We start from the raw sequence: 21,487 nt of genomic DNA on the forward strand, positions 1-21,487 counted from the left end.
CTACGACCTAGGTCCCATGGCGGATACGACCAGGTCGAGGAGATCGTCGACTCGTGCCTCTCCCCCTCGCGCTGCGCGTCGTCGCTCCGGCCGCCCGGCCCCAGGCTGCGCGCCTGGGGTTGGCCGCCGGTTCGGTGCTGGTGCAGGTGGGCCTGGAGCTGCTGCGGCCCTGGCCGCTGGCCCTGGCGGTCGACCATGCGCTCGCCGCGGGGGCACGCCCGCTGCGGCTGCCCGTGCTCGGCGAGCTGGGTGCGACGTCGGCGCTGGTGCTGGCGGCCCTGGCCACCGTGGTGCTGACCGTGGGCATCGGCGCGCTCGACCTCGTCCTGGAGCGTTCCGCCGAGGGCGCGGCCGAGCGGATCGGAGCCCGGGTGCGCTCGGACATGTTCACGCGGCTGCTCACCCGTTCGTTGCGCTGGCACGACCGGACGAGGGTCGGCGAGCTGCAGTCGCGGATGAGCACCGACGTCGGCCGGCTGCAGGACGCCGTGGTGGCCACGACCACCACGCTCGTCCCCGACGCCGTGATGGTGGCGGCCGTGGTCGTGCTGATGGCGCGACTCGACCCGATGCTGGCCGTCGTCGGCCTCAGCGTGGTGCCGGTGCTGGCGCTGCTGGTGGTGGTGCAGCGGCGGCAGGTCCGTGCCGCCCAGCTCGCGGCGCGCAGCACCTCGGGCCGGCTCGCGAGCACCACCACCGACCTGCTGCGCAACATCCGGGCGGTGCAGGCCTTCGGTCGCCACGACCGCGCCGAGACCATCCACGGCGCCGACAACCACGCGGTGCTGCGGGCCGAGCTGCGAGCCGTCGACGTGACGGCGCGGTGGACGCCGGTGGGCGACGTCGTGCTGGCCCTCGGCACGGGTCTGGTGCTGGTGGTGGGTGGCACCCACGTGCTGCGCGGCGGGCTGAGCGTCGGTGCGCTGCTGGTGGTGCTGGCCTACCTCTCGAGCCTCTACTCCCCGGTGAAGAACCTGGCCCGGCTCTCCACCGTGCTGGCCAAGGCCTCGGTCTCGGCGGGCCGCGTGCGGGAGGTGATGGTCTGCGAGGAGGCGATCCGCGAGCACCCGCTCGCCGTCCCCGCGCCCTCGCTGCGCCACGGCATCTGGTTCGAGGACGTCAGCTTCGGCTACGAGCCGGGCCGCCCCGTCATCAGCCACCTCACCCTCGCGGTACGCGCCGGTGAGACGGTGTGCCTGCTCGGCGCCAGCGGTGGCGGCAAGAGCACCCTGACCTACCTGCTGCTCCGGCTCTACGACGTCGACTCCGGTCGCGTCACCCTCGACGGCGTCGACGTCCGCGACTGCACGCTGGCCAGCCTGCGCTCCCGGTTCGCCTACCTGCCGCAGGACCCGTGGCTGCTGGACGCCACGCTCGCCGAGAACATCGCCTTCGGAACGCCCGACGCCGACCGCGAGCAGGTCCGCGAGGCCGCTCGCCTGGCGCGGGTGGAGGAGTTCGTGGCGCGGCTGCCGCTGGGTTACGACACCCCGCTGGGTGAGAACGGCGTCCGCCTCTCCGGCGGTCAACGACGCCGGGTGGCGCTGGCCCGAGCCGTGCTCGGCGACGCGCCGATGATGCTGCTCGACGAGCCGACCGCCTCGCTCGACCAGGCCTCGGCGGAGGCGGTGCTCGACGCCGTCGGCGCCACCGTCGGGGCCGGCGCCGGGACCGGCGCCGGCGTCGTCTCCGGGGCCCCCGGCCGCCGGACCACCCTCATCGTCACCCACGACCCGCGACTGGCCGTCATGGCCGACCGCGTCCTCGAGCTGCGTCCCGGCGATCCGACCGGGACGCCCGTCGTCACCGTGGAGAGGAGGTGAGCCTCATGGTGAAGAAGGCCATCCGCAAGCACCGCACGCGCACCCGCTCGCGCTCGCGCAGCCGCTCGCGCAGCCACGGCTGACGCGCACCCGCTCGTCTCGTCGCTCCGGTCGTTCCCCTGGACCGGAGCGACGGGGCGGGCACCGCACTCCCGGACGAGGACCCCGCATGACGCTGCTGATCGAACGAGCCGATGTCGACGACGTCGACGGCCTGCCCGTGTGGGGCTTCGAGGCGGGCGAGGAGCTCGTCCCCGGCGCTCGGGCCCTCGAGCGGCTCGGCGTCGGCCACCGGTGCGAGACCTGGCTGGCCTGGTGGGCCGCCGGCTGGCACCCCGTCGTGGTCAAGCTCGCCCGCCCGCACCAACGCGACCACCCGCGCGCCCGCGCAGCGCTGCGGCGCGAGGTCGACGCCGCACTCCCCCATCCCCATCTGGCCCGGCTGCTGGTCGACGGCAGCAACGCGCCGCTGCCGTTCGTGGTCACGGAGTACCTCGACGGGCCCACCGTCGCCGACGTCGTCGACGACCAGGGCGCGTTCACCTTTGAGGACGCCGCCACGCTCGGCAGCGCCGTGCTCAGTGCGCTGCGGGCCCTGCACCGCGCCGGGCTGGCCCACCTGGACGTCAAGGCCGAGAACGTCGTGCTGCGCGACGGCAGGCCCTACCTCATCGACGCCGGCTCCGCCCGGCCGCTGGGGCGCACCCAGCCACCCGGCCGGCCCGTCGGCACCCCGGGCTACACCGCGCCGGAGATGGAGGCCTGCTCGCCGGTCGCGGCGGCGATGGACCGCTTCGGGCTCGGCACGCTGCTGGCCGAGGCGCTCACCGGCACGCCCTTCCCCGAGGCCGGGCGGCTGCCCGACGTCGCGCTGGCCGCGGTCGTCCGTCGGTTGCTCGACGCCGACCCACTGGCGCGCGGCACCGACGAGTCGATCCTCGGTGAGCTCGCCGAGCTCACCGGCGAGGACCGACCCTGGCCGACCTGGGCCGACGCCGACCTGGCCTGATCCCCGGCGGGTCGACTCGCGGCGTCGGGCTCTCGTGCTCTAACATTAGTAACCCGATAGACAAAAGGGGTTACGGATGCGGGTCACACGGGTGGTGATCGTCGGCGGTGGCGCCGGCGGCGTGATCACGGCGGCCCAGCTGCTGCGGAGCGCGACCTCGCACGACCCGGTGCACGTGACCCTGGTCGAGCAGCGCCCACGCACCGGACCCGGGCTGGCCTACCGCACCCGGCACCGGCTGCACACGCTCAACAACTACGCCGGGCGGCTCAGCGCGTTCGCCGACCGTCCCGACGACCTCGTCGCCTGGTGCCGCGAGCGCCAGTACGCCGCCCACGAGCACTCCTTCCTCCCGCGCGGGCTCTACGGCGACTACCTGGCCGAGGTGCTCGACCGCGTCGACGTCCCCACGGGGAGCGCCGTGGAACAGGTCCGCGGCGAGGTGGTCGACCTGCTCCCGGGACGCCCGCACGCTGTGATCGTCCGGACCGCACCCAACGAGCCCGAGCAGCTGCTCCGCCTCGCCGCCGACAAGGTGGTGCTGGCCCTGGGCAACCCGCCGGTCGGCCGGCTGCGGCACCTGGAGTCGCTCGGCGCCCGCTATGTGGCCGACCCGTGGGCCGAGGACCTGGTCGAGCAGGTCGGCCCGGCCGACCACGTGCTGCTGGTCGGCACCGGACTGACCACCATCGACGTGGCCGCGCAGCTGCACGAGGCCGACCCGTCGGTGCGGCTGGTGGCGGTCTCCCGCCACGGACTGCTGCCGCGCACGCACCTGCCCTTCCCTGCCACCACCGGCGGCCCGTGGACCCCGCCGGGCGGCTCGCTGAGCGCGGTGCTCAGCGGCGCCCGCGCCGGCGTCGAGGAGCGCGAGGGCGAGTGGCGGCCCGTCGCCGACTCGCTGCGTGAGTACGTCAACGACCTCTGGCACGGGCTGCCGCCCGCCCACCGCGAACGCTTCGTGCGCCACGTCGCGCGCTGGTGGGAGGTCCACCGCCACCGCACCTCACCGGAGATGGGCGACCGCATCCGCGGCCTCGTCGACGCCGGCTCGCTGCGGGTCGCGCACCCCGACGATGTCGAGCCGGCCAGCTTCGACAAGGTCGTCAACTGCACCGGCCCCTCGCCGGTGTTCAGCTCCGGCTGGAACCCGCTGGTCGACGCCCTCCTCGAGCGCGGCCTGATCAGGCCGCACCCGCTGGGGCGGGGCCTCGACCTCGACCCCGACGCCGGCCCCATCGGCGTCGACGGCGCGGTGCTACCCGGCGTGCACGTCGTGGGCGCCGCGCGCCGGGGCCTGGAGTGGGAGGTCGCGGCCATCCCCGACCTGCGCGAACAGGCGTTCCGGCTGGCTCGGGCCTGGCAGCCCGTGCCGACGCCGACCACCGCGGTCCGGCCGTAGCCCCCACGTTCACGTGCAGGTGCGTGTCGCACCACGGAACCGATGCTCCGGTGCCCTAGAAAGGGAAGCGGGCTGAGCGGAGTATGAGACCGCTCAGCCCCGTTGCGTGACGGAGTTGATCTCCTCCAGCACGCGGGCCCGTACCTCGTCGGGGGCGTAGCTGGACCTCACGGCCGAGCGCGCCAGCTCGGCCAGCCCCGCCTCGTCCAGGCCCAGCAGGCCGGCCGCCACCTCGTACTCGTGGTTCAAGGTGGTGCCGAACATCGGCGGGTCGTCGGTGTTGATGCTGACCCTCACGCCCGCCTCGACGAAGCGCGGCAGCGGGTGCTCGGCGAGGTCCGCGACCGCCTTGGTGGCCAGGTTCGACGACGGGCACACCTCCAGCGGCACGCCGGTCTCGGCCAGACGGGCCAGCAGCTCGGGGTCCTGGGCGGCCGAGGTGCCGTGGCCGATCCGCTCGGCCCCCAGTTCGTTCAGCGCGTCCCAGATCGTCTGCGGACCGGTGGTCTCGCCGGCGTGCGGCACGCTGTGCAGCCCGGCGGCGCGGGCGGCGTCGAAGTAGGGCTTGAACTGCGGACGCGGGACGCCGACCTCGGGCCCGCCCAGCCCGAAGCCGACGAGCGTGTCGGGCGCGTGGTGCAACGCCATGTCGAGCGTCGCCTCGGCCGCCGGCAGCCCGGCCTCGCCCGGGATGTCGTAGATCCACCGCAGCACGATCCCCAGCTCGCGCTCGGCGGCCACCCGGGCGTCCTCGATGGCCTCGACGTACGCCTCGATGGCCATGCCGTGCTCGTCGTCGTGCGGCAGCACGATCGTGTACGGCGTGCAGGTGAGCTCGGCGTAACGGATCCGCTGCCCGACCGCCATCTCGCGGGCGATCTCGTAGGTCAGCAGCCGCACGTCCTCGGGCGTGCGCACCAGGTCGACCACCGAGAGGTAGACGGTGATGAAGTGGCCGAAGTCGCGGAAGGCGAAGTAGCGCCGCAGCTCGTCGGGGTCGGTCGGCACCGGGGAGTCGGCGTGGCGCTCGGCCAGCATCGCCACCACCTCCGGCGACGCCGAGCCCACGTGGTGCACGTGCAGCTCCGCCTTCGGCAGGGCCCGGATGAACTCGGCGAGCCCGGCGCCCGGCTCAGCCATCCGCCGCGATCTTCTTCTCCAGCGCCGAGACGAGCGCATCGATGCTCTGGCCCTGCGCGAACTGCTTGCCGTCGACCATCACCGTCGGCGTGGAGTCGATGCCGGAGGCCGACTGCTGGGCCTCGTCGTAGAACGAGCCGTCGTCGTCGCCGATGAGCTTCTGCACGCTCGAGCTGACACCGGCCTTGGCCGCCAGCTTGCGCAGGTCGGCGGCGTCGGGGAACGACGAGGCGGTCTCGTAGGGCTGGTTGTCGTAGAGCAGGTCGTGGAACTTCAGGGCCTGCTTGCCGGTGCCGTGGTTGAGCACCTGCCCCCACGCCACCAGCGCTTCTCGCGAGTAGTCCTCGGAGAGCAGGTGGAAGGGGCGGTAGGTGATGAGCACCTTGCCCGCGGCCGCGTCGGCGTGCAGGAAGTCGCGCGAGGAGGTCTCGAACTCCCGGCAGTACGGGCACAGGAAGTCCTCGTAGACGGTGACCTTCACCCTGGCGTCGGGGTTGTTGCCCACGACCATCGCGTCGCCGTCGCGGACGACCTTCAGCCCGCTCGTGGAGCCGGCGGCGGCGGTGTCGCCACTGCCGCGGGTGGCCCAGAACGCGGCCCCGATGATGAGCGCGACCACCACCACGACCACCCCGGAGATGGCCACGCGGCGGTTGCGCTCCTTGCGGTGCTGCTCGCGCTGGATGGCGGCCGCCCGCTCGGTACGGCCCTGGTCGCGGTTCTTCGTCGACATCGGTGTCCTTCCTCAGGTGTCTGCGGTCACCGGCTCCGCGGCGACGTCTCGCTGGGGGAACAGCAAGCCGTCCAGCGAGGCGGGGGTGCGCGGGCGCCACACCAGCAGCAGTGAGCCCAGCGCGAGCGCGGTGTCGCGGGCGATCTCCCACGGGTACTTGGCCGCCGCGTTCGGGTCGTAGCCGCCGTCGCCGAAGCAGCCGCAGTTGATGGAGATCCCGCGCGCCCAGACCGAGGAGATGCCCACGATGAAGGCGATCAGCAGCAGCGCCGAGACCAGGCCCGAGACCCGCGTCAGCAGACCCAGCACGAGCAGCACCCCGACGGCGACCTCGACCAGGGGCAGCAGCCGGCCGACGGTGTCGGTGGTGGAGGTGGGCAGCAGCTGGTAGGCGCGCACGGCCGTCACGCTCGACTCCAGGTGGGGCAGCTTCAGCGCCCCGGCCCAGATCCAGACCCCGCCGACGACCAGCCGCGCCAGGAGTCCGATCCACCTGACCATGACTTTCATGCTAATCCGGGGCTCCAGAGGGTCTGGGTAGGGTCGGGGGCGTGAGTGACCGACTGGTGTGGATCGACTGCGAGATGACCGGCCTGGACCTCGGGGCCGACGCCCTCATCGAGGTGGCCGCGCTCGTCACCGACTTCGAGCTGCAGGTGCTCGGCGACGGCGTCGACGTCGTCATCCGGCCGCCCGAGGCCGCCTTGACCCAGATGGACGAGTTCGTGCGCACCATGCACACCACCTCGGGGCTGCTCGAGGAGCTTGCCGAGGGCAGCACCATGGAGGACGCCCAGGCCCAGGTGCTGGCCTACGTGCGCGAGCACTGCGACGACGGCAGCCGCCCCCCGCTGGCCGGCAACAGCGTCGGCACCGACCGCATGTTCCTCGAGCGCGACATGGCCGAGCTCACCGCGTTCCTGCACTACCGGATCATCGACGTCTCCTCCATCAAGGAGCTCTCGCGGCGCTGGTTCCCGCGGGCCTACTACAACGCCCCGGCCAAGAACGGCGGCCACCGCGCACTGGCCGACATCCGCGAGAGCATCGAGGAGCTGCGCTACTACCGCGAGGCCGTCTTCGTCCCCCCGCCCGGCCCGTCCTCCGACACCGCCAAGGAGATCGCCGCCCGCCACGGTGGCGCCCTGACCGCCGATTCGTCTGCGACGCCCGGGACCGCTTAGAATCCTCTGCGGTCTCCCCGGAGACCTCTTGGTGGGCGTAGCTCAGCTGGTAGAGCATCGCGTTGTGGTCGCGAGGGTCGCGGGTTCAAGCCCCGTCGCTCACCCCAAGGTTGTCGGCGCCGCGAGACGTCATACGAACTGGTCGCTCCCGCGACCCGGACGTATGACGTCTCAGCCCAGCGCGGCGGACTGCTGGGCGGCGGAGTGCAGCGCGTATTCCGCTGGTTGTCGGGCTTTCCGGCAGATCCTCACCACGAGAAGCGCCGGCGCCCTCAGCCCTCCTGCAGGCTCGTGGGCGCACCGTGGACGCTGGGGATGGTGCCCAGCCGGCCCTTCTGGAAGTCCTCGAAGGCCTGCTGCACCTCGGCCCTGGTGTTCATCACGAACGGTCCGGCCCAGGCCACGGGCTCGTTGATCGGACGTCCGCCGAGCACGAGGACGTCGAAGGCCGGGGTGCGGCTGTCGTGGCGGGTGTCGCCGGCGACGCTGACGAAGTCGCCGGCCCCGAGCACCGCGAGGTTGCCGGTGCGCAGCGGACGCTTCTCGACGCCCACGAAGCCCTGCCCGGCCAGCACGTAGACCAGCGCGTTGTACTCGACCGGCCACGGCAGCTCCAGCTGCGCACCCGCCTCGACGCTCGCGTGCACCAGCGACATCGGCGTGAAGGTGGACCCCGGCCCCGCGACACCGTCGACCTCGCCGGCGATGACGCGCACCAGCGCGCCGGCGTCGGCCGAGGTGGCCAGGCCGACGTCCTTGGCGCGGATGTCCTGGTAGGCGGGGGCGTTCCACTTGGCCTCGCGCGGCAGGTTGACCCACAGCTGGATGCCGTGGAACAGCCCACCCGAGGTCACCAGCCACTCCGGCGGCGCCTCGATGTGCAGCAGGCCGGAGCCGGCGGTCATCCACTGGGTGTCGCCGTCGGTGATGGTGCCGCCGCCGCCATGGCTGTCGTGGTGGTCGAAGGTGCCGTCGATGATGTAGGTGACGGTCTCGAAGCCCCGGTGCGGGTGCCACGGCGTGCCCTTGGGCTCTCCCGGCGCGTAGTCGACCTCGCCCATCTGGTCCATGTGCACGAACGGGTCGAGGTCGCGCAGGTCCACGCCCGCGAACGCACGCCGCACCGGGAACCCCTCGCCCTCGTAGCCCGAGGGCGCGTCGACGACCTGCCTCACCGGCCGCACCCGGTCGCCCAGTCCTGGCGTACGCAGGCGGCGCAGGACGGTGAGGTCGTCGACGCTGATCGCAGGCATGTCGTCTCCAGCGTGGTTGAAGTCTCTACTATTCCGCGTTCCCGCTAGCGTGACCACCCGTGGACAGCTACGACGTGGTGGTGGTCGGCGGCGGGCACAACGCGCTGACGGCGGCTGGCTACCTGGCCCGCGAGGGGCTCAGCGTGCTGGTGCTGGAGCGCCTCGACCACACGGGCGGAGCGGCGGTCAGCACGGAGGCGTTCCCGGGCACGGGCGCCCGGCTCTCCCGCTACTCCTACCTGGTGAGCCTGCTGCCGCAGCAGATCGTGGACGACCTCGGCCTCGACATCGAGCTGCGCTCTCGTCGCACCGCCTCCTATACCCCGGTGCACCGCGACGGTCGCGACCTCGGACTCCTCGCCGAGCGGCCGGAGGGCCAGCTGACCGCGGACTCGTTCTGGACACTCACCGGCAGCGACGAGGCGTACCGCGCCTGGCAGCACTTCTACGAGCAGATGACGGAGTTCGCCGAGGTCGTCTCCCCCACGCTCACCGAGCCGCTGCCGTCCGCCCGCGACCTGAGCGCCCGCATCGGCGCCGACCTGTGGCGCGGCGTCGTCGAGGAGCCGCTCGACCTCCTGCTGCGCGAGCGCTTCGCCGACGATGCCGTGCGCGGCGTGGTGGCCACCGACGCCCTCATCGGCACGTTCGCCCCGATGGACGCGCGCTCACTGGTGCAGAACCGCTGCTTCCTCTACCACCTGATCGGCAACGGCACCGGCGAGTGGCGCGTGCCCGTCGGCGGGATGGGCTCGGTCACCGCGGCGTTGGACGCGACCGCCCGCGGTGCCGGCGCCGAGATCCGCACCGGAGCCGGCGTCAGCTCGCTGGTACCCGGACCCGACGGCGTCGAGGTGACCTTCCACGACGGCTCGTGGCACCGCTCGGTGCGTGCCGGCACGGTGCTGGCCGGGGTCGCACCGTGGGTGCTGCGGATCCTGCTCGGCGAGCACCCCGGGCCCCGCACGCGTCCCTCGGGCGCGCAGCTGAAGGTCAACCTGCTGCTCTCGCGGCTGCCGCGGCTGCGCTCGGGCGACGACCCGGAGACCGCCTTCGCCGGCACCTTCCACGTGGCGGAGTCCTACGCCGAGCTGCAGCAGGCGTACGAGGAGGCGGCGGCAGGGTCGATCCCGTCCCGGCCGCCGGGCGAGATGTACTGCCACTCGCTGACCGACCCCTCCATCCTCGGCCCGCTCACCGGCACCGGCGCACAGACGCTGACCTGGTTCGGGCTGCACATGCCCGCCTCGCTGTTCGCCGAGGACCGCGAGGCCGCCCGCGCCGAGGCGCTGCGCCGCACGATCGCCGTCATCGACGAGTACCTGGCCGAGCCGCTCATGGACTGCGTGCTCCTCGGCCCCGACGGCCAGCCGTGCATCGAGGCCAAGGTGCCCCAGGACGTCGAGGCCGACCTGGCGATGCCCGGCGGCCACATCTTCCACGGCGACCTCTCCTGGCCGTGGACATCGGGTCGCGAGTCACTCGACACCCCCGCCCGTCGCTGGGGCGTCGACACGGGCGTCGAGGGCGTCCTGCTCTGCGGCTCCGGCGCCCGCCGGGGTGGCGCGGTGAGCGGCCTGGGCGGCCACAACGCGGCGATGGCCGTGCTGGAGTCGCGGCGCCGCTGAACCGATTTCGCTGCGCCTGCGACCCGCTGCTATCGTTCCGGAGGCTTCGCACCTGAGGCCTTGCGCCATTAGCTCAATTGGCAGAGCAGCTGACTCTTAATCAGCGGGTTCGGGGTTCGAGTCCCTGATGGCGCACCACCCCTGTGATACCGCTGGGTCACTCAGCGTCCAGGTATTTGTAGGCGTGCCCCTGCACACCGTGTCAGCGGCTATGGGTCCTTGGCCGCACCAGGCTGATGTAGCTCCATCTCGGCCAACCGTTGGCGGACCTGCTGAAGTTCGGCGAGCACACGCTCCAGGTCCCGCCTGGTCTCCATCTGCTCGGCTCGCTCGATGCTGCTCAAGTGCGAGAGTAGCCAGTTGGCGAAAGATGCCGTGACGACCGCTACCAGGGCGATGCCCGAGACCATCAGGCCAGCGGCTATCAGCCGGCCTGTCTCGGTTACCGGATAGCGATCGCCGTACCCCGTAGTACTAACCGTGGCGAGCGCCCACCACAGCGCGTCACCGAAGGACGTGATGTTCGCTGAGTGCGACTTCCTCTCGGCGTCGAGAACGGCCAGCGCAGCGACGAAGACCAAGAGCGTGCTGGCGCCCAGCGCGTACACCGCGACCCGGTTGCTGAGCCTCAACTCGGCGCGCCGATTGAGCACTTTAAGCACCGTGATCAGGCGCAGGAGTCTCAACGGTCGCAGGATGGGCACCACGACGATCAGCAGATCGACCAGGTTCTGCCGCATGAAGGCCGCCTTGTCCCGACTGAGCACGAGGCGTACGACGTAGTCGACGGCGAATCCCACCCAAGCCGTTGCCGCGACCGCGCTGCAGACATCCCCCACCGGCTGATGCTGGATGCTCGGCTCGAGAATCGGCCACGCGTAGGCGACGAGAAATGCTACGGCCGCTAGCGTGAGCGGGAGGTCGCTGAGTCGCTCCCACGCCTGACGCGCTGGCTCCCGACCCACTGGCTGAGGGTAAGCCCACCTCGTGCCGTTGGTGCGCGAGTTCGTATGCGAGTTCGCTCGGCGCACCACCCCTGTGGACAACCGCACGCACGGTCGGCGGAGCCGGCGCAGACTCCCGGGCATGGACCTGGTCGAGGCGGTGGCAAGGCTCGGCGGCGTCGCCTCGCGCGCCGACCTCGTCGCCGCCGGGTCGCGGGCCGAGCTCGACCGGGCGATCCGTGCCGGCGACCTGGTCCGGACGGCCAAGGGCCGCTACGTGCTGCCGCACATCGACGCCGCGACGCGCGTCGCCCACACCCACCGCGGCGTGCTGTGCCTGACCAGCGCGGCCCTGTTCCACGGCTGGGAGGTGGCTCGCGCACCGGCGCGCCCGCACCTGCTGTTCCCGCACAACCGCAAGGTTCCCGACCAGGTGTACGAGGTCGCCCACGTGCATCGCGGCAGCGTTCACCCCGACCTCGTCGACGGCCCGGCCACGTCGCGGGCCGCCACCGTCGAGGCGTGCATGCGGCGGCTGCCGTTCGACGAGGCGCTGGCCGTGGCCGACTCCGCCTGGCGTCACGACGACGTCATCTCGGCGACGATGCGGTCCCTGTCGGCCTCGGCCCGAGGGCCGGGTTCGGTCCAGTTGCGCCGGGTGGCGGCGGTGTCGGGGCCCGAGGCCGCCAACCCGTTCGAGTCCGTCCTGCGCGCCATCGTGCTCGACGTGCCGGGGCTGCACGTCGTGCCGCAGCTCGTCATCCGCGACCGTCGCGTCTGGGCCAGGCCCGACCTCGCCGACGTCGACCTCGGCATCGTGCTGGAGGCCGACTCGTTCGAGTGGCACGGCGGCCGCGCGGCCCTGGACAAGGACGCTCGGCGCTACAACCTGCTCGTGGTCGAGGGCTGGATCGTGCTGCGGTTCAGCTGGGAGCAGGTGATGTTCGAGCCCGACGAGGTGCGGCGGATCGTGGTGGCCGCCGTCGATCTCGCATTGCGACGTAGCAAAGGCGAGGTGCGTGCCCGGTTGGTGGCTGAGGCGCAGTTCTGGGAGGGGTTCCCTACGTCGCCATGCGGAGCACGGCAGGATCAGGCTCATGACCGCCTACTGGATCGCCACCTACGACGAGATCTCCGACCCGGACAAGATGGCGGCGTACGCCGCGCTGGCCGCGCCCGCGCTCGAGGCGGCCGGGGGGCGGTACCTGGCACGGGGCAACCCCGAGCAGGTCTACGAGCTGGGCCAGGACACCCGCACCGTGCTGCTGGAGTTCGAGTCGGTGCAGGCGGCTCGCGACGCCCACGACGGGGCGGCCTACACCGAGGCCCTCGAGGCGCTCGGCGACGGCGCGCGCCGCGACATCCGGATCGTGCCCGGGGTCTAGTAGCCCACCAGGCCCGGGAGCTTGTGGCCCACCGAGACGAACTCGCCCGAGACGGCGGCGACGCCGCGCGAGCAGAGCAGCACGACCACGGTGGCCACCTGCTCCGGCGTCGAGTCGCCCGGCACGCCGCGCTCGGTCCTCGGTGAGGCGTCCTCGCGGACCGGGCCGGGGTTCACCACGTTGATCGTCACGCCCGTGCCGGCCACCTGGTCGGCCAGTGCCTTGGCGGCGATGGCCACGCCGGCGTTGCGCACCGTGCCGGTGATCGAGCCGGTGACGTACATGTTCTGCCCGTTGACCTGCACCACCCGCCCGTAGCCGGCCTCGCGCATCTGCGGCAGCACGGCGTTGGTCATGCGCAGGTAGCCCATCGCCTTGCCCTGCAGGCCCTCGACCACCTGCTCGGGGTCGCTGGACCGGCCGGGGTCCAGGGTCTGCGCCGACGGCGCCGCGGTGTTGACCAGCACGCCGATGGTGCCGAACCGCTCGTTCACCGAGGCCACGGCCGCGTCGACGGAGGCCTGCTCGGCGGTGTCGACGACCACCGTCTCGACGCCGAGCTCACCGGCCACCCGCGCCAGGGAGTCCTCCGAGCGCGCACCGACCACGACGGTCGCGCCCTCCTCCTGCAGCAACCGAGCGGTCGCCTCGCCGATCAGGCCGGTGCCGCCCACGACGAAGGCCACGATGTCGCGAAGTCCCAGATCCATGGCTCAACCCTTCCACTCGCGCCGCAGCAGCGCGTAGCTGTACCCGTCCTGCCAGCCCAGCTCGCGATGCAGGGAGTCCTCGACGGTGTGCGCCTCGCGCCGCATCCCGAGGTCCTCCATCATCCGCCACGACGCCTCGTTGGCGGCGAAGCAGTTGGAGACGACGCGGCGCAGCCCCAGGTCGGCGAAGCACAGCCCGATCAGCGCCCGCGCGGCCTCGCGGGCGTAGCCGCGACCGGTGTGGGCCGGGTGCAGGCACCAGCCGATCTCGGCCTGGGTCGCGGCGGCCTGCTCGCGCACGTCGAGCTGCGCCCATGCGTCCTCGACGGCCAGGAACAGGTCGCCGACCAGCTCCTCGCCGGACTGCACCACCAGCGTCTTCGCCAGCATCGGCGGCCGGCCGAGGTGCGCGACGAAGGCCTCGAGCGAGTCCGAGCGCGAGGTCATCCAGGCGATCACGGCGTCGTCGCCGCGGTAGGGCCACATCCGCGGCAGGTCCTCGCGGGTGGCGGGTCGGATGGTGAGCCGCTCGGTCCGCAGCGGCCAGGAGATCTGTTCCAACGAAGCGCCCACGACGACATGTTCTCCTCTTGCCACGATCCGCACGAGCGGGATCTACTGGTTCGGACCACTCTCGGGTCCGTTTCTTCGGAGGTCTGATGCACCACCGCATGTCCAGTCGCCTGCTCACCCTCGGCGCGCTCGTCGTGGCCGGCCTGGCCGCGCCCACCGCTGCGCACGCCTCGCCCGGGTACGCCGACCCCTGGCCAACCAGCTTCCATGCCTTCACCAGCTCTGGCGACTTCGCCCGGGGCGCCTCCCAGCACGTACGCCAGCGGCGCGGCTCGATCACGCTCGCGCGCGGTGCGCAGGAGGGCGTCTGGACCTCGCCGTACGTGAGCCCGCAGCACGGCTTCTCCGAGCTGGTCGCCTCGTGGCAGGCCACGACGCCCGGCGGCAGCTGGGTGGAGATCGGCATGCAGGCGCAGACCGCCACGACCACCAGCCGCTGGTTCACGATGGGTCGCTGGGCCTTCGAGAACTCCGCCGCGTTCACCCGCACCAGCGTCGACGACCAGGACGACCCGATCGGGAAGATCTACACCGACACCTTCCTGGCCCACGACGCCGCCCCCGGTGGCACGCCGACGCGCTACCGCCTGCGCGTGATCCTGCACGGAGCCGGGCGCGCCGCGCCCACCGTGCGCCAGGTGGCGGCCACCGCGAGCCTGCCCGGCGACGTCCCGCAGACCACGACGAGCCCCACCACGATGCGGCGCACGGTGGACCTGCGGCTGCCCTCCCACTCCCAGGAGATCCACCACGGCGAGTACCCCGCCTACGACGGCGGCGGCGAGGCCTGGTGCAGCCCGACCTCGACGTCGATGGTGCTCTCCTACTACGGCGTCGGCCCCACGCGCCGCGACGTCGCCGCGCTGCCGGCCGACCCGGTCTTCGACGCCCACCAGCGAGTCGACGGCGTGGTCGACTACGCCGCCATCCACGTCTTCGACCAGGCCTACGACGGGGCCGGCAACTGGCCCTTCAACACCGCCTACGCCAGCGCCTACGGGCTCGACGGCTCGGTGCGCCAGTTCGCCTCGCTGCGGCCGGTGGAGGAGCAGGTCAAGCGCGGCGTGCCGGTGGTGGTCTCGATCGCGTGGGACAACACCGACAGCGACTCGAGCAACGACCTGACCGGGTCCTCGATCACCGGCACCGACGGCCACCTGGTCGTGGTCGGCGGGTTCACCGCCAGCGGCGACCCGATCGTCTACGACCCGGCCAGCCCGAGCGACGCCGAGGTGCGCCACGTCTACCAGCGCAGCCAGTTCGAGCGCGACTGGCTGACCGCCTCGGACGGCACCACCTACGTCATCGCGCCGGGCTCCGGTCACGGGTGGCGGGGCCACCGTCGCCACTGAGCCCCGGCGGCTCTACGGTGGGCGGCCGTGGACCTCTACGACGCCATCCACCGACGCCGTGACGTCCGGGCCGAGTTCACCGGCGAGCCGGTGTCCGACGACGCGCTCGAGCGCGTGCTGGCCGCCGCCCACGCGGCACCCAGCGTCGGCCACAGCCAGCCGTGGGACTTCGTGCTGGTGCGCGACCCCGCCACGCTTGCGAGCTTCGCTGCGCACGTCGCGCACGAGCGGGAGGTCTTCGCGGCGGACCTGAGCGGCGAGCGGGCCGAGACGTTCGCGCGGATCAAGATCGAGGGCGTGCGGGAGTCCGGGCTGGGCGTCGTGGTGGCCTACGACCCGAGCCGCGGCGGCGACCAGGTGCTCGGCCGCCACGCCATCGCCGACACCGGGCTGTACTCCACGGTGCTCGCGGTGCAGAACCTGTGGCTGGCCGCGACCGCCGAGGGTCTCGGCGTGGGCTGGGTGTCGTTCTACCGCGAGGAGGTGCTCCGCGGGCTGGTCGGGCTGCCCGACGGGCTGCGGCCGGTGGCCTGGCTGTGCCTGGGCCACGTCGACCGGCTCCAGGAGACCCCCGACCTGGTGCGCCACGGCTGGCGGCGCGGCCGACCGCTCAGCGAGGCGGTGCACCAGGAGCGCTACCGGGGCTGAGCGGGCGTGATGGAGGTCAATGCGTCGGATCGGGCCGGTTGGGGTACGCAGGGGGCATGGCCGACGTCTCTGACGACCTCCTCCCCCACGTCCTCGTGCTCTTCGGCGCCACGGGCGACCTCGCCAAGCGCAAGCTGTTCCCCGGGCTCTACTCGCTGGCGAAGGCCGGCCGGCTGCCCGAGGACTACGCGATCATCGGCAGCGGCCGGCACTCCCCGGGCACTGACGAGGAGTTCCGCGAGCACATCAAGGAAGCCCTCGAGGACACCGTCGACGACCTCGACGAGTCGGTGGCCGACGACCTGCTGGAGCGGCTGAGCTTCCAGACCTCCTCGGCCGACGACGGCTCGGACCTGGCCGAGAAGGTGCGCGAGGCCGAGGAGCGGCTCGGTGGGAGCGACGACGTACGCCGGCTGGTCTACCTCTCGGTGCCGCCCAGCGCGATGCAGGACATGATCGCCATGCTCGGCACCGAGAAGCTCACCGAGCGGGCCCGGCTGGTCATCGAGAAGCCGTTCGGCCTCGACCTCGCCTCCTCCCGCGAGCTCGACACCGCGCTCAAGGACGTCGTCGAGGAGGACCAGGTCTTCCGCATCGACCACTTCCTGGGCAAGGAGGCGGTGCAGAACATCTTGGCGCTGCGATTCGCCAACGGCCTCTTCGAGCCCGCCTGGGACCGGCGCAGCATCGCTCAGGTGCAGATCGACGTACCCGAGACGCTGGGCATGGAGGGCCGCGGCTCGTTCTACGAGTCCACCGGCTGCCTGCGCGACATGATCTCCACCCACCTGTGCCAGCTGCTCGGCTTCGTCGCGTTGGAGGATCCCGGCGCGTTCGAGGAGAAGGCGCTGCGCGACGCCAAGCACGCCGTCTTCGAGGCCATGCGGCCGCTCGACCCGGCCCGCGTCGTGTTCGGCCAGTACGACGGCTACCGCGACGAGGACGACGTCGCCGACGACTCCGACGTCGAGACGCTGGTGGCGGTGGAGGCCTACGTCGACAACGACCGCTGGCGCGACGTGCCGTTCTACCTGCGCACGGGCAAGGCGATGGCGCAGACCCGGCGCACCATCACGCTGCGGTTCCGCACGCCGGACTCGCAGATCTTCCAGGGCAGCCCCGGGCCCAACGAGCTCGTCCTCGAGCTCACCGACGAGCCGGAGGTCTCCGTCGACGTCCGCGCGAAGCGACCCGGCCCCGAGATGGAGCTGGCCGAGGCCACGCTGCGACTCGACTTCGCCGACGACTTCCCCGACGACCACCCGCTGGAGGCCTACGAGCGGCTGCTGCTCGACGTGCTGCGCGGCGACCAGACGCTGTTCACCCGCGCCGACGAGGTCGACCGGCTCTGGCAGATCTGCCAGCCGGTGCTCGACGACCGACCGCAGGTGCACACCTACGAACAGGAGTCGTGGGGACCGCAGCAGGCGCTCGACCTGCCCGACGGCGGGTGGGCCCTGCAGGGATGAGCGACTATCCCCCGATCGCCGACCACGGGTTGATCGGCGACCTCCGCTCCTGCGCGTTGGTGGCGTGCGACGGCACCATCGACTGGTTCTGCGCCCCCCGGTTCGACTCCCCCAGCGTCTTCGCCTCCCTGCTCGACGCCGACCGCGGCGGCTCGTGGTCGCTGGCCTCCACCGACCCCGACTCGCGCACGCTGCAGTACTACTTCCCCGAGTCCAACATCCTGGTCACCCGGTTCCTCAACGACGAGGGCGTCGTCGAGGTCCACGACTTCATGCCGGTGCTCAAGGCCCACGACGAGGAGCACCGCCAGCGCCTGGTGCGACGTGTGAGCGTGGTCCGTGGCCGGGCCAGTGTCGCGATGCGGATGGCCGCCAGACCCGACTACGGCCGGGTCTCGCCCGACCTGACCCGCACCGACGTCGGCATCCGGTTGGCCGACGGCGAGGTCGCCCTGGGCCTGAGCGCCACCGTCGACCTCGACATCGACGGCGACGACGTGACGGCCCAGGTCGACCTGGCGGCCGGTGAGACCGCCCTGTTCGTGCTGGAGGTGCTCGATCCGGACGAGGAGATGCGCGGCTGCGACGACGCCGACGTCGACCGGCTCTTCGACGCCACCGCCCTGTTCTGGCGGCAGTGGCTCTCCCAGTCGGGCTACAAGGGACGCTGGCGCGAGCGGGTGAACCGCTCCGCGCTCACGCTGAAGCTGATGTGCCACGAGCCCACCGGCGGCGTCATCGCAGCGCCCACGACGAGCCTGCCCGAGCACATCGGCGGCTCGCGCAACTGGGACTACCGCTACGTGTGGATCCGCGACGCCGCCTTCACGATCTACGCCCTGCTGCGGCTGGGGTTCACCGACGAGGCCGACTCGTTCGTGCGCTGGCTCTCCGAGCGGCTGGGCGACCACGGCGAGGACGACGCCGACCTCGGGCCGCTGCGAGTGCTCTACGACCTCGACGGCCGGGTGCCCGACGAGACCGAGCTGGACCACCTCTCGGGCTACCGGGGGTCGCAACCTGTGCGCGTCGGCAACGCGGCCGCCGGCCAGCTCCAGCTCGACATCTACGGCGAGCTGATCGACTCGGTCTACCTCTTCAACAAGTACGGCAGCGGCATCAGCCACGAGGCCTGGCAGGACCTCACCCGCATCGTCGAGTGGCTGATGGAGAACTGGGACCGCCCCGATGCCGGCATGTGGGAGATCCGCGACGAGCCGCGGGCACACGTGACGTCGCGGCTGATGTGCTGGGTGGCCTTCGAGCGGATGATGCGCACCGCCCGGCAGCGCGGTCTGCCCGGCGACCTGACGCGCTGGGCGCAGGTGCGCGACGCGGCGTACGCACGGGTCATGGAGGAGGGCTGGGACGACGACCTGGGTGCCTTCGTGCAGTACGAGGGCGCCGACGTGCTCGACGCCGGCGCGCTGCTGATGCCGATGGTCAAGTTCGTGGCCCCCGACGACCCACGCTTCCTATCCACCCTGGCCGCCATCGAGGAGCGACTGGTCTCCGACTCGCTGGTGTTCCGCTACGACACCGAGCGCAGCACCGACGGCGTCGGCGGCGAGGAGGGCACGTTCTCGCTGTGCTCGTTCTGGTACGTCGAGGCGCTCACCCGCGTCGGCCGCGCCGACGACGCCCGGCTGGCACTGGAGAAGATGTTCACCTTCGCCAACCATCTCGGCCTCTATGCCGAGGAGATCGGCCTGAACGGCGAGCAGCTGGGCAACTTCCCGCAGGCCTTCACCCATCTCTCCCTGATCAGCGCGGCCATCAACCTCGACCGCGCGCTGGGCTGAGCCCATCCGCCGACGAAAGGACCTTCACCCATGACCACGCTCGCGATCATCGGCGCCGGGCGAGGCCTCGGCGCCGCCGTGGCCCGGCGCTTCGGCACCGAGGGCTTCTCGGTGGCCCTCATCTCCCGCCACCAGGGACGTCTCGACGCCCTCGCCACGGAGCTGGCCGAGGACGGCGTGCAGGCCCAGGGCTTCACCGCCGACGTCCGCGACCCGGCCTCGCTGGCCGCGGCCCTGGAGCGGGCCACCGTCGAGCTTGGCCCGATCGAGGTGCTGCAGTACAGCCCGCTGCCGCAGAAGGACTTCATGCGCCCGGTGCTGGAGACCACCCCGGCCGACCTGGTCGGCCCGGTCGAGTTCTCCATCTACGGACCGGTGGCCGCCGTGCACGCGGTGCTGCCCGGCATGCGGTTCCTCGGCCAGGACCGGGGCACGATCCTCTTCGTCAACGGCGGCTCGGCGGTCAAGCCGGGGCGCGCCGTGACCGGCACGTCGGTCGCCTTCGCCGGGCAGGCGGCGTACGCCGAGCTGCTGCACGAGGTGCTCGGCGAGGAGGGCATCGCGGTCTCCCAGCTGATCATCGGGGGCGCGATCGACCCCGACAGCGAGGACAAGAGCCCCGAGGCGCTAGCCGAGCGGCTCTGGGGTCTGCACACCGACCGCACCACCTTCCGGGTGCAGGTCGACAGCGACTGACGACCGGTTGCACGAACCTGCAACAACGCCCGGCTGCACAGACCTGTGAGTGCCCGTTTTGATGGGGTATTGCCATTTCCTGCAAACCGGCGCACGATGGTCGAAGACCGGGTAGGCGCACCGCCCGCCCAGCGAATCGCCCCCCACACGATTGGCTCCCCGACATGGGTTCGACGCTCGACTCCCCGGTCATCACCCACAAGGCCGCGACGGCGGCCGTTATCACCTCCGCTGCCCTGCGCGGCGCGACGACCACCTCCGAGGTCGGCGCGGCGCGTGTCTCCCGGCGGCGTCGGCACATCGCCGAGGCGACCAGCGTGGTACCCAAGCACTACCGCTGATCGCTGTTCTCGAAGGCCGAGGCCCGCAGACTGTCCCCCCAGCCGCGGACCTCGGCCTTCGTGCGTCCGCACGCAGCCCGCGGGGCGCCTGTGCGGTGCCTGGCGCGTGAGGTCGGCTCAGAGGTAGAGGCCGGTCTGGCTGTCGCCGAGCCGGTCGGCCGCCACGGCGTGGATGTCGCGCTCGCGCAGCACCACGTAGGTGGAGCCGTGCACCTCGACCTCGGCCTTGTCGTCGGGGTCGAACAGCACGCGGTCGCCGTTCTCCACCGCGCGGACGTGCGGGCCGATCGAGACCACGCGCGACCACGCCAGCCGCCGTCCACCCATCTCGGCGGTCGCGGGGATCAAGATGCCGCCGGTGGAGCGACGCTCGCCCTCACCGCGATCGACGCTGACCAGGACCCGGTCGTGGAGCATCCGGATCGGGGTGCGCTCAGGATCGCTCACCGGGTTCAGTCGCGAACGATCCTGCGCAGCACGACCACCACGACGACGGCGCCGACCGCTCCGCCCACGACCTTGACGATGTTGCCGGTGCGCGGCGCACCGTCGACGTCGACGAAGTAGCCCTTGACCGCGGCGACCTGTCGTCCCGCGATCGTCTTGGGGTTGGCGCGGTACACGAGCTGGTCCAGGGTGGCACCGAGGTGCTGGCGCGTCTGCTCCATCTCCCGCTCGATGGCATCGCGTGACTCCGGCGTACCCGGCATCGGCTCGCTCCTCGGTTGGCTGCTGAGGCTGTCCCGGCTCACGCTATCGCGCACGGCGCCCGGTACCTTCACGCGCATGCCCCGACTCTCCCCCGGCGACACCGCCCCCGACTTCACCCTGACCGACGACACCGGCGCCTCGGTGTCGCTCTCGGACTACCGCGGCAAGCGCACCATCGTCTACTTCTACCCCGCGGCGATGACTCCCGGCTGCACCACGCAGGCCTGCGACTTCACCGACTCCCTCGACTCGCTGCACGCGGCCGGCTTCGAGGTGCTCGGCATCTCACCCGACAAGCCCGAGAAGCTGGCGACCTTCCGCGAGCGCGACCACCTGACGATCACGCTGCTCTCGGACCCCGACAAGCAGGTGCTCACCGCGTACGGCGCCTACGGCGAGAAGAAGCTCTACGGCAAGGTCGTCGAGGGCGTCATCCGCTCCACGGTGGTCGTCGACGCCGACGGCGTCGTGGAGATCGCCCAGTACAACGTCAAGGCGACGGGGCACGTGGCGAAGCTGCGTCGCGACCTCGGCCTGTAGGAGGTCATACGCTCTGGTCGTCTCGGCGACCACGGCGTATGACGTCCTGCTCGCCCCGACGCCGGAGTGGTGGAACAGGCAGACACGCAGGTTTTAGGTACCTGTGCCTTCGGGCGTGGGGGTTCAAGTCCCCCCTCCGGCACG

Annotated in this window: 22 protein-coding genes, 3 tRNA genes and 1 pseudogene; 17 read left to right on the forward strand and 9 right to left on the reverse strand. The window is 72.0% G+C overall.

Going from position 1 to position 21,487, the window contains the following annotated elements; genetic code table 11:
- The first annotated feature begins 53 nt into the window (after positions 1 to 53).
- From D9V37_RS07570 to D9V37_RS07580, 3 genes are all read left to right on the forward strand, one after another.
- Positions 54 to 1,823: an ABC transporter ATP-binding protein gene (locus D9V37_RS07570; RefSeq protein ID WP_121805522.1), complete on the forward strand. Its 1,770-nt coding sequence runs from the start codon at positions 54 to 56 to the stop codon at positions 1,821 to 1,823.
- Positions 1,824 to 1,992: 169 nt separating this feature from the next.
- Positions 1,993 to 2,832, forward strand: coding sequence for a serine/threonine-protein kinase (locus tag D9V37_RS07575; RefSeq protein WP_121805523.1), 840 nt, complete (start codon positions 1,993 to 1,995; stop codon positions 2,830 to 2,832).
- 76 nt (positions 2,833 to 2,908) lie between these two features.
- A complete protein-coding gene (locus tag D9V37_RS07580) occupies positions 2,909 to 4,234 on the forward strand; it encodes an FAD/NAD(P)-binding protein (RefSeq protein ID WP_121805524.1) in 1,326 nt (441 codons plus the stop codon).
- A gap of 93 nt (positions 4,235 to 4,327) precedes the next feature.
- Here D9V37_RS07580 and D9V37_RS07585 read toward each other — a convergent pair whose 3' ends face one another.
- From D9V37_RS07585 to D9V37_RS07595, 3 genes are read right to left on the reverse strand one after another with little or no spacing between them, the layout of a single operon-like run.
- On the reverse strand, positions 4,328 to 5,374 hold the full coding sequence (locus tag D9V37_RS07585) for an adenosine deaminase (protein ID WP_121805525.1): 1,047 nt from the start codon (positions 5,372 to 5,374) through the stop codon (positions 4,328 to 4,330).
- Positions 5,367 to 6,107 (reverse strand): DsbA family protein, encoded by a 741-nt coding sequence (locus tag D9V37_RS07590; RefSeq protein ID WP_121805526.1) that lies wholly within the window; start codon positions 6,105 to 6,107, stop codon positions 5,367 to 5,369. The genes D9V37_RS07585 and D9V37_RS07590 overlap by 8 nt, the downstream gene beginning before the upstream one ends.
- Before the next feature lie 12 nt (positions 6,108 to 6,119).
- A complete protein-coding gene (locus tag D9V37_RS07595; protein WP_232524799.1) occupies positions 6,120 to 6,608 on the reverse strand; it encodes a MauE/DoxX family redox-associated membrane protein in 489 nt (162 codons plus the stop codon).
- A gap of 50 nt (positions 6,609 to 6,658) precedes the next feature.
- On the opposite strand from D9V37_RS07595, the gene orn reads away from it, so the two are divergent.
- Together orn and D9V37_RS07605 are read left to right on the forward strand one after the other, a co-directional pair.
- Positions 6,659 to 7,291 (forward strand): oligoribonuclease, encoded by a 633-nt coding sequence (orn, locus tag D9V37_RS07600; RefSeq protein ID WP_121805528.1) that lies wholly within the window; start codon positions 6,659 to 6,661, stop codon positions 7,289 to 7,291.
- 31 nt (positions 7,292 to 7,322) lie between these two features.
- Positions 7,323 to 7,398: transfer RNA gene (locus tag D9V37_RS07605), tRNA-His, on the forward strand.
- Positions 7,399 to 7,563: 165 nt separating this feature from the next.
- On the opposite strand, the gene D9V37_RS07610 is transcribed toward D9V37_RS07605, so the two are convergent.
- On the reverse strand, positions 7,564 to 8,544 hold the full coding sequence (locus D9V37_RS07610) for a pirin family protein (RefSeq protein WP_121805529.1): 981 nt from the start codon (positions 8,542 to 8,544) through the stop codon (positions 7,564 to 7,566).
- A gap of 59 nt (positions 8,545 to 8,603) precedes the next feature.
- Between D9V37_RS07610 and D9V37_RS07615 the strand changes: the two genes are divergently transcribed.
- Positions 8,604 to 10,172: a phytoene desaturase family protein gene (locus tag D9V37_RS07615; protein WP_232524800.1), complete on the forward strand. Its 1,569-nt coding sequence runs from the start codon at positions 8,604 to 8,606 to the stop codon at positions 10,170 to 10,172.
- Between the two features lie 62 nt (positions 10,173 to 10,234).
- A tRNA-Lys gene (locus tag D9V37_RS07620) sits at positions 10,235 to 10,310 on the forward strand.
- A 71-nt stretch (positions 10,311 to 10,381) separates the two neighbouring features.
- Here D9V37_RS07620 and D9V37_RS07625 read toward each other — a convergent pair.
- A complete protein-coding gene (locus D9V37_RS07625; protein ID WP_232524801.1) occupies positions 10,382 to 11,137 on the reverse strand; it encodes a potassium channel family protein in 756 nt (251 codons plus the stop codon).
- A gap of 583 nt (positions 11,138 to 11,720) precedes the next feature.
- On the opposite strand from D9V37_RS07625, the pseudogene D9V37_RS20990 reads away from it, so the two are divergent.
- Positions 11,721 to 12,080 (forward strand): annotated as a pseudogene (locus D9V37_RS20990) (endonuclease domain-containing protein); the annotation flags it as partial.
- A gap of 133 nt (positions 12,081 to 12,213) precedes the next feature.
- Positions 12,214 to 12,501, forward strand: coding sequence for a DUF1330 domain-containing protein (locus D9V37_RS07640; RefSeq protein ID WP_121805530.1), 288 nt, complete (start codon positions 12,214 to 12,216; stop codon positions 12,499 to 12,501).
- Here the strand turns inward: D9V37_RS07640 and D9V37_RS07645 are convergent.
- Together D9V37_RS07645 and D9V37_RS07650 are read right to left on the reverse strand one after the other, a co-directional pair.
- Complete coding sequence (locus D9V37_RS07645; protein ID WP_121805531.1) at positions 12,498 to 13,211, reverse strand: SDR family NAD(P)-dependent oxidoreductase; 714 nt, start codon at positions 13,209 to 13,211, stop codon at positions 12,498 to 12,500. The genes D9V37_RS07640 and D9V37_RS07645 overlap by 4 nt on opposite strands.
- Before the next feature lie 3 nt (positions 13,212 to 13,214).
- The gene (locus D9V37_RS07650; protein ID WP_232524802.1) at positions 13,215 to 13,784 is read right to left on the reverse strand and encodes a GNAT family N-acetyltransferase; all 570 of its coding nucleotides are present in this window, start codon (positions 13,782 to 13,784) and stop codon (positions 13,215 to 13,217) included.
- Positions 13,785 to 13,882: 98 nt separating this feature from the next.
- Here D9V37_RS07650 and D9V37_RS07655 point away from each other — a divergent pair, with 98 nt between their 5' ends.
- The 6 genes from D9V37_RS07655 (at position 13,883) to D9V37_RS20210 (ending at position 20,092) form a co-directional block, all read left to right on the forward strand.
- Positions 13,883 to 15,136: a peptidase C39 family protein gene (locus D9V37_RS07655; RefSeq protein ID WP_147455892.1), complete on the forward strand. Its 1,254-nt coding sequence runs from the start codon at positions 13,883 to 13,885 to the stop codon at positions 15,134 to 15,136.
- A 27-nt stretch (positions 15,137 to 15,163) separates the two neighbouring features.
- Positions 15,164 to 15,784 (forward strand): 5,6-dimethylbenzimidazole synthase, encoded by a 621-nt coding sequence (gene bluB, locus D9V37_RS07660; RefSeq protein ID WP_121805533.1) that lies wholly within the window; start codon positions 15,164 to 15,166, stop codon positions 15,782 to 15,784.
- A 56-nt stretch (positions 15,785 to 15,840) separates the two neighbouring features.
- Positions 15,841 to 17,253, forward strand: coding sequence for a glucose-6-phosphate dehydrogenase (gene zwf, locus D9V37_RS07665; protein WP_121805534.1), 1,413 nt, complete (start codon positions 15,841 to 15,843; stop codon positions 17,251 to 17,253).
- Complete coding sequence (locus D9V37_RS07670; RefSeq protein ID WP_121805535.1) at positions 17,250 to 19,055, forward strand: glycoside hydrolase family 15 protein; 1,806 nt, start codon at positions 17,250 to 17,252, stop codon at positions 19,053 to 19,055. Before zwf ends, D9V37_RS07670 begins: the two co-directional genes overlap by 4 nt.
- A 30-nt stretch (positions 19,056 to 19,085) precedes the next feature.
- Entirely contained in the window at positions 19,086 to 19,751 is a 666-nt protein-coding gene (locus D9V37_RS07675; RefSeq protein WP_121805536.1) for an SDR family NAD(P)-dependent oxidoreductase, read from the forward strand.
- Positions 19,752 to 19,915: 164 nt separating this feature from the next.
- Positions 19,916 to 20,092, forward strand: a complete 177-nt coding sequence (locus tag D9V37_RS20210) for a hypothetical protein (protein ID WP_158604409.1) — start codon at positions 19,916 to 19,918, stop codon at positions 20,090 to 20,092.
- Between the two features lie 117 nt (positions 20,093 to 20,209).
- On the opposite strand, the gene D9V37_RS07680 is transcribed toward D9V37_RS20210, so the two are convergent.
- Together D9V37_RS07680 and D9V37_RS07685 are read right to left on the reverse strand one after the other, a co-directional pair.
- A complete protein-coding gene (locus D9V37_RS07680) occupies positions 20,210 to 20,509 on the reverse strand; it encodes a GroES family chaperonin (protein WP_121805885.1) in 300 nt (99 codons plus the stop codon).
- 35 nt (positions 20,510 to 20,544) lie between these two features.
- Positions 20,545 to 20,802, reverse strand: a complete 258-nt coding sequence (locus tag D9V37_RS07685; RefSeq protein WP_121805537.1) for a DUF3618 domain-containing protein — start codon at positions 20,800 to 20,802, stop codon at positions 20,545 to 20,547.
- 76 nt (positions 20,803 to 20,878) lie between these two features.
- Between D9V37_RS07685 and bcp the strand changes: the two genes are divergently transcribed.
- Both bcp and D9V37_RS07695 read left to right on the forward strand, forming a co-directional pair.
- On the forward strand, positions 20,879 to 21,343 hold the full coding sequence (gene bcp / locus D9V37_RS07690) for a thioredoxin-dependent thiol peroxidase (protein WP_121805538.1): 465 nt from the start codon (positions 20,879 to 20,881) through the stop codon (positions 21,341 to 21,343).
- A gap of 60 nt (positions 21,344 to 21,403) precedes the next feature.
- Positions 21,404 to 21,485, forward strand: a tRNA-Leu gene (locus D9V37_RS07695).
- Positions 21,486 to 21,487: the final 2 nt, after the last annotated feature.

The organism is Nocardioides mangrovicus, assembly GCF_003674065.1.
GTDB classification, from domain to species: domain Bacteria; phylum Actinomycetota; class Actinomycetes; order Propionibacteriales; family Nocardioidaceae; genus Marmoricola; species Marmoricola mangrovicus.

Excerpts from the sequence above, each read along its gene's own strand:
- D9V37_RS07575 (WP_121805523.1), top strand. The coding sequence starts at position 1,993 with ATGACGCTGCTGATCGAACGAGCCGATGTCGACGACGTCGACGGCCTG.
- D9V37_RS07580 (WP_121805524.1), top strand. The coding sequence starts at position 2,909 with ATGCGGGTCACACGGGTGGTGATCGTCGGCGGTGGCGCCGGCGGCGTG.
- D9V37_RS07585 (WP_121805525.1), bottom strand. The coding sequence starts at position 5,374 with ATGGCTGAGCCGGGCGCCGGGCTCGCCGAGTTCATCCGGGCCCTGCCG.
- D9V37_RS07590 (WP_121805526.1), bottom strand. The coding sequence starts at position 6,107 with ATGTCGACGAAGAACCGCGACCAGGGCCGTACCGAGCGGGCGGCCGCC.
- D9V37_RS07595 (WP_232524799.1), bottom strand. The coding sequence starts at position 6,608 with ATGGTCAGGTGGATCGGACTCCTGGCGCGGCTGGTCGTCGGCGGGGTC.
- D9V37_RS07610 (WP_121805529.1), bottom strand. The coding sequence starts at position 8,544 with ATGCCTGCGATCAGCGTCGACGACCTCACCGTCCTGCGCCGCCTGCGT.
- D9V37_RS07640 (WP_121805530.1), top strand. The coding sequence starts at position 12,214 with ATGACCGCCTACTGGATCGCCACCTACGACGAGATCTCCGACCCGGAC.
- D9V37_RS07645 (WP_121805531.1), bottom strand. The coding sequence starts at position 13,211 with ATGGATCTGGGACTTCGCGACATCGTGGCCTTCGTCGTGGGCGGCACC.
- D9V37_RS07655 (WP_147455892.1), top strand. The coding sequence starts at position 13,883 with ATGTCCAGTCGCCTGCTCACCCTCGGCGCGCTCGTCGTGGCCGGCCTG.
- zwf (WP_121805534.1), top strand. The coding sequence starts at position 15,841 with ATGGCCGACGTCTCTGACGACCTCCTCCCCCACGTCCTCGTGCTCTTC.
- D9V37_RS07670 (WP_121805535.1), top strand. The coding sequence starts at position 17,250 with ATGAGCGACTATCCCCCGATCGCCGACCACGGGTTGATCGGCGACCTC.
- D9V37_RS07675 (WP_121805536.1), top strand. The coding sequence starts at position 19,086 with ATGACCACGCTCGCGATCATCGGCGCCGGGCGAGGCCTCGGCGCCGCC.
- D9V37_RS20210 (WP_158604409.1), top strand. The coding sequence starts at position 19,916 with ATGGGTTCGACGCTCGACTCCCCGGTCATCACCCACAAGGCCGCGACG.
- D9V37_RS07680 (WP_121805885.1), bottom strand. The coding sequence starts at position 20,509 with ATGCTCCACGACCGGGTCCTGGTCAGCGTCGATCGCGGTGAGGGCGAG.
- D9V37_RS07685 (WP_121805537.1), bottom strand. The coding sequence starts at position 20,802 with ATGCCGGGTACGCCGGAGTCACGCGATGCCATCGAGCGGGAGATGGAG.
- bcp (WP_121805538.1), top strand. The coding sequence starts at position 20,879 with ATGCCCCGACTCTCCCCCGGCGACACCGCCCCCGACTTCACCCTGACC.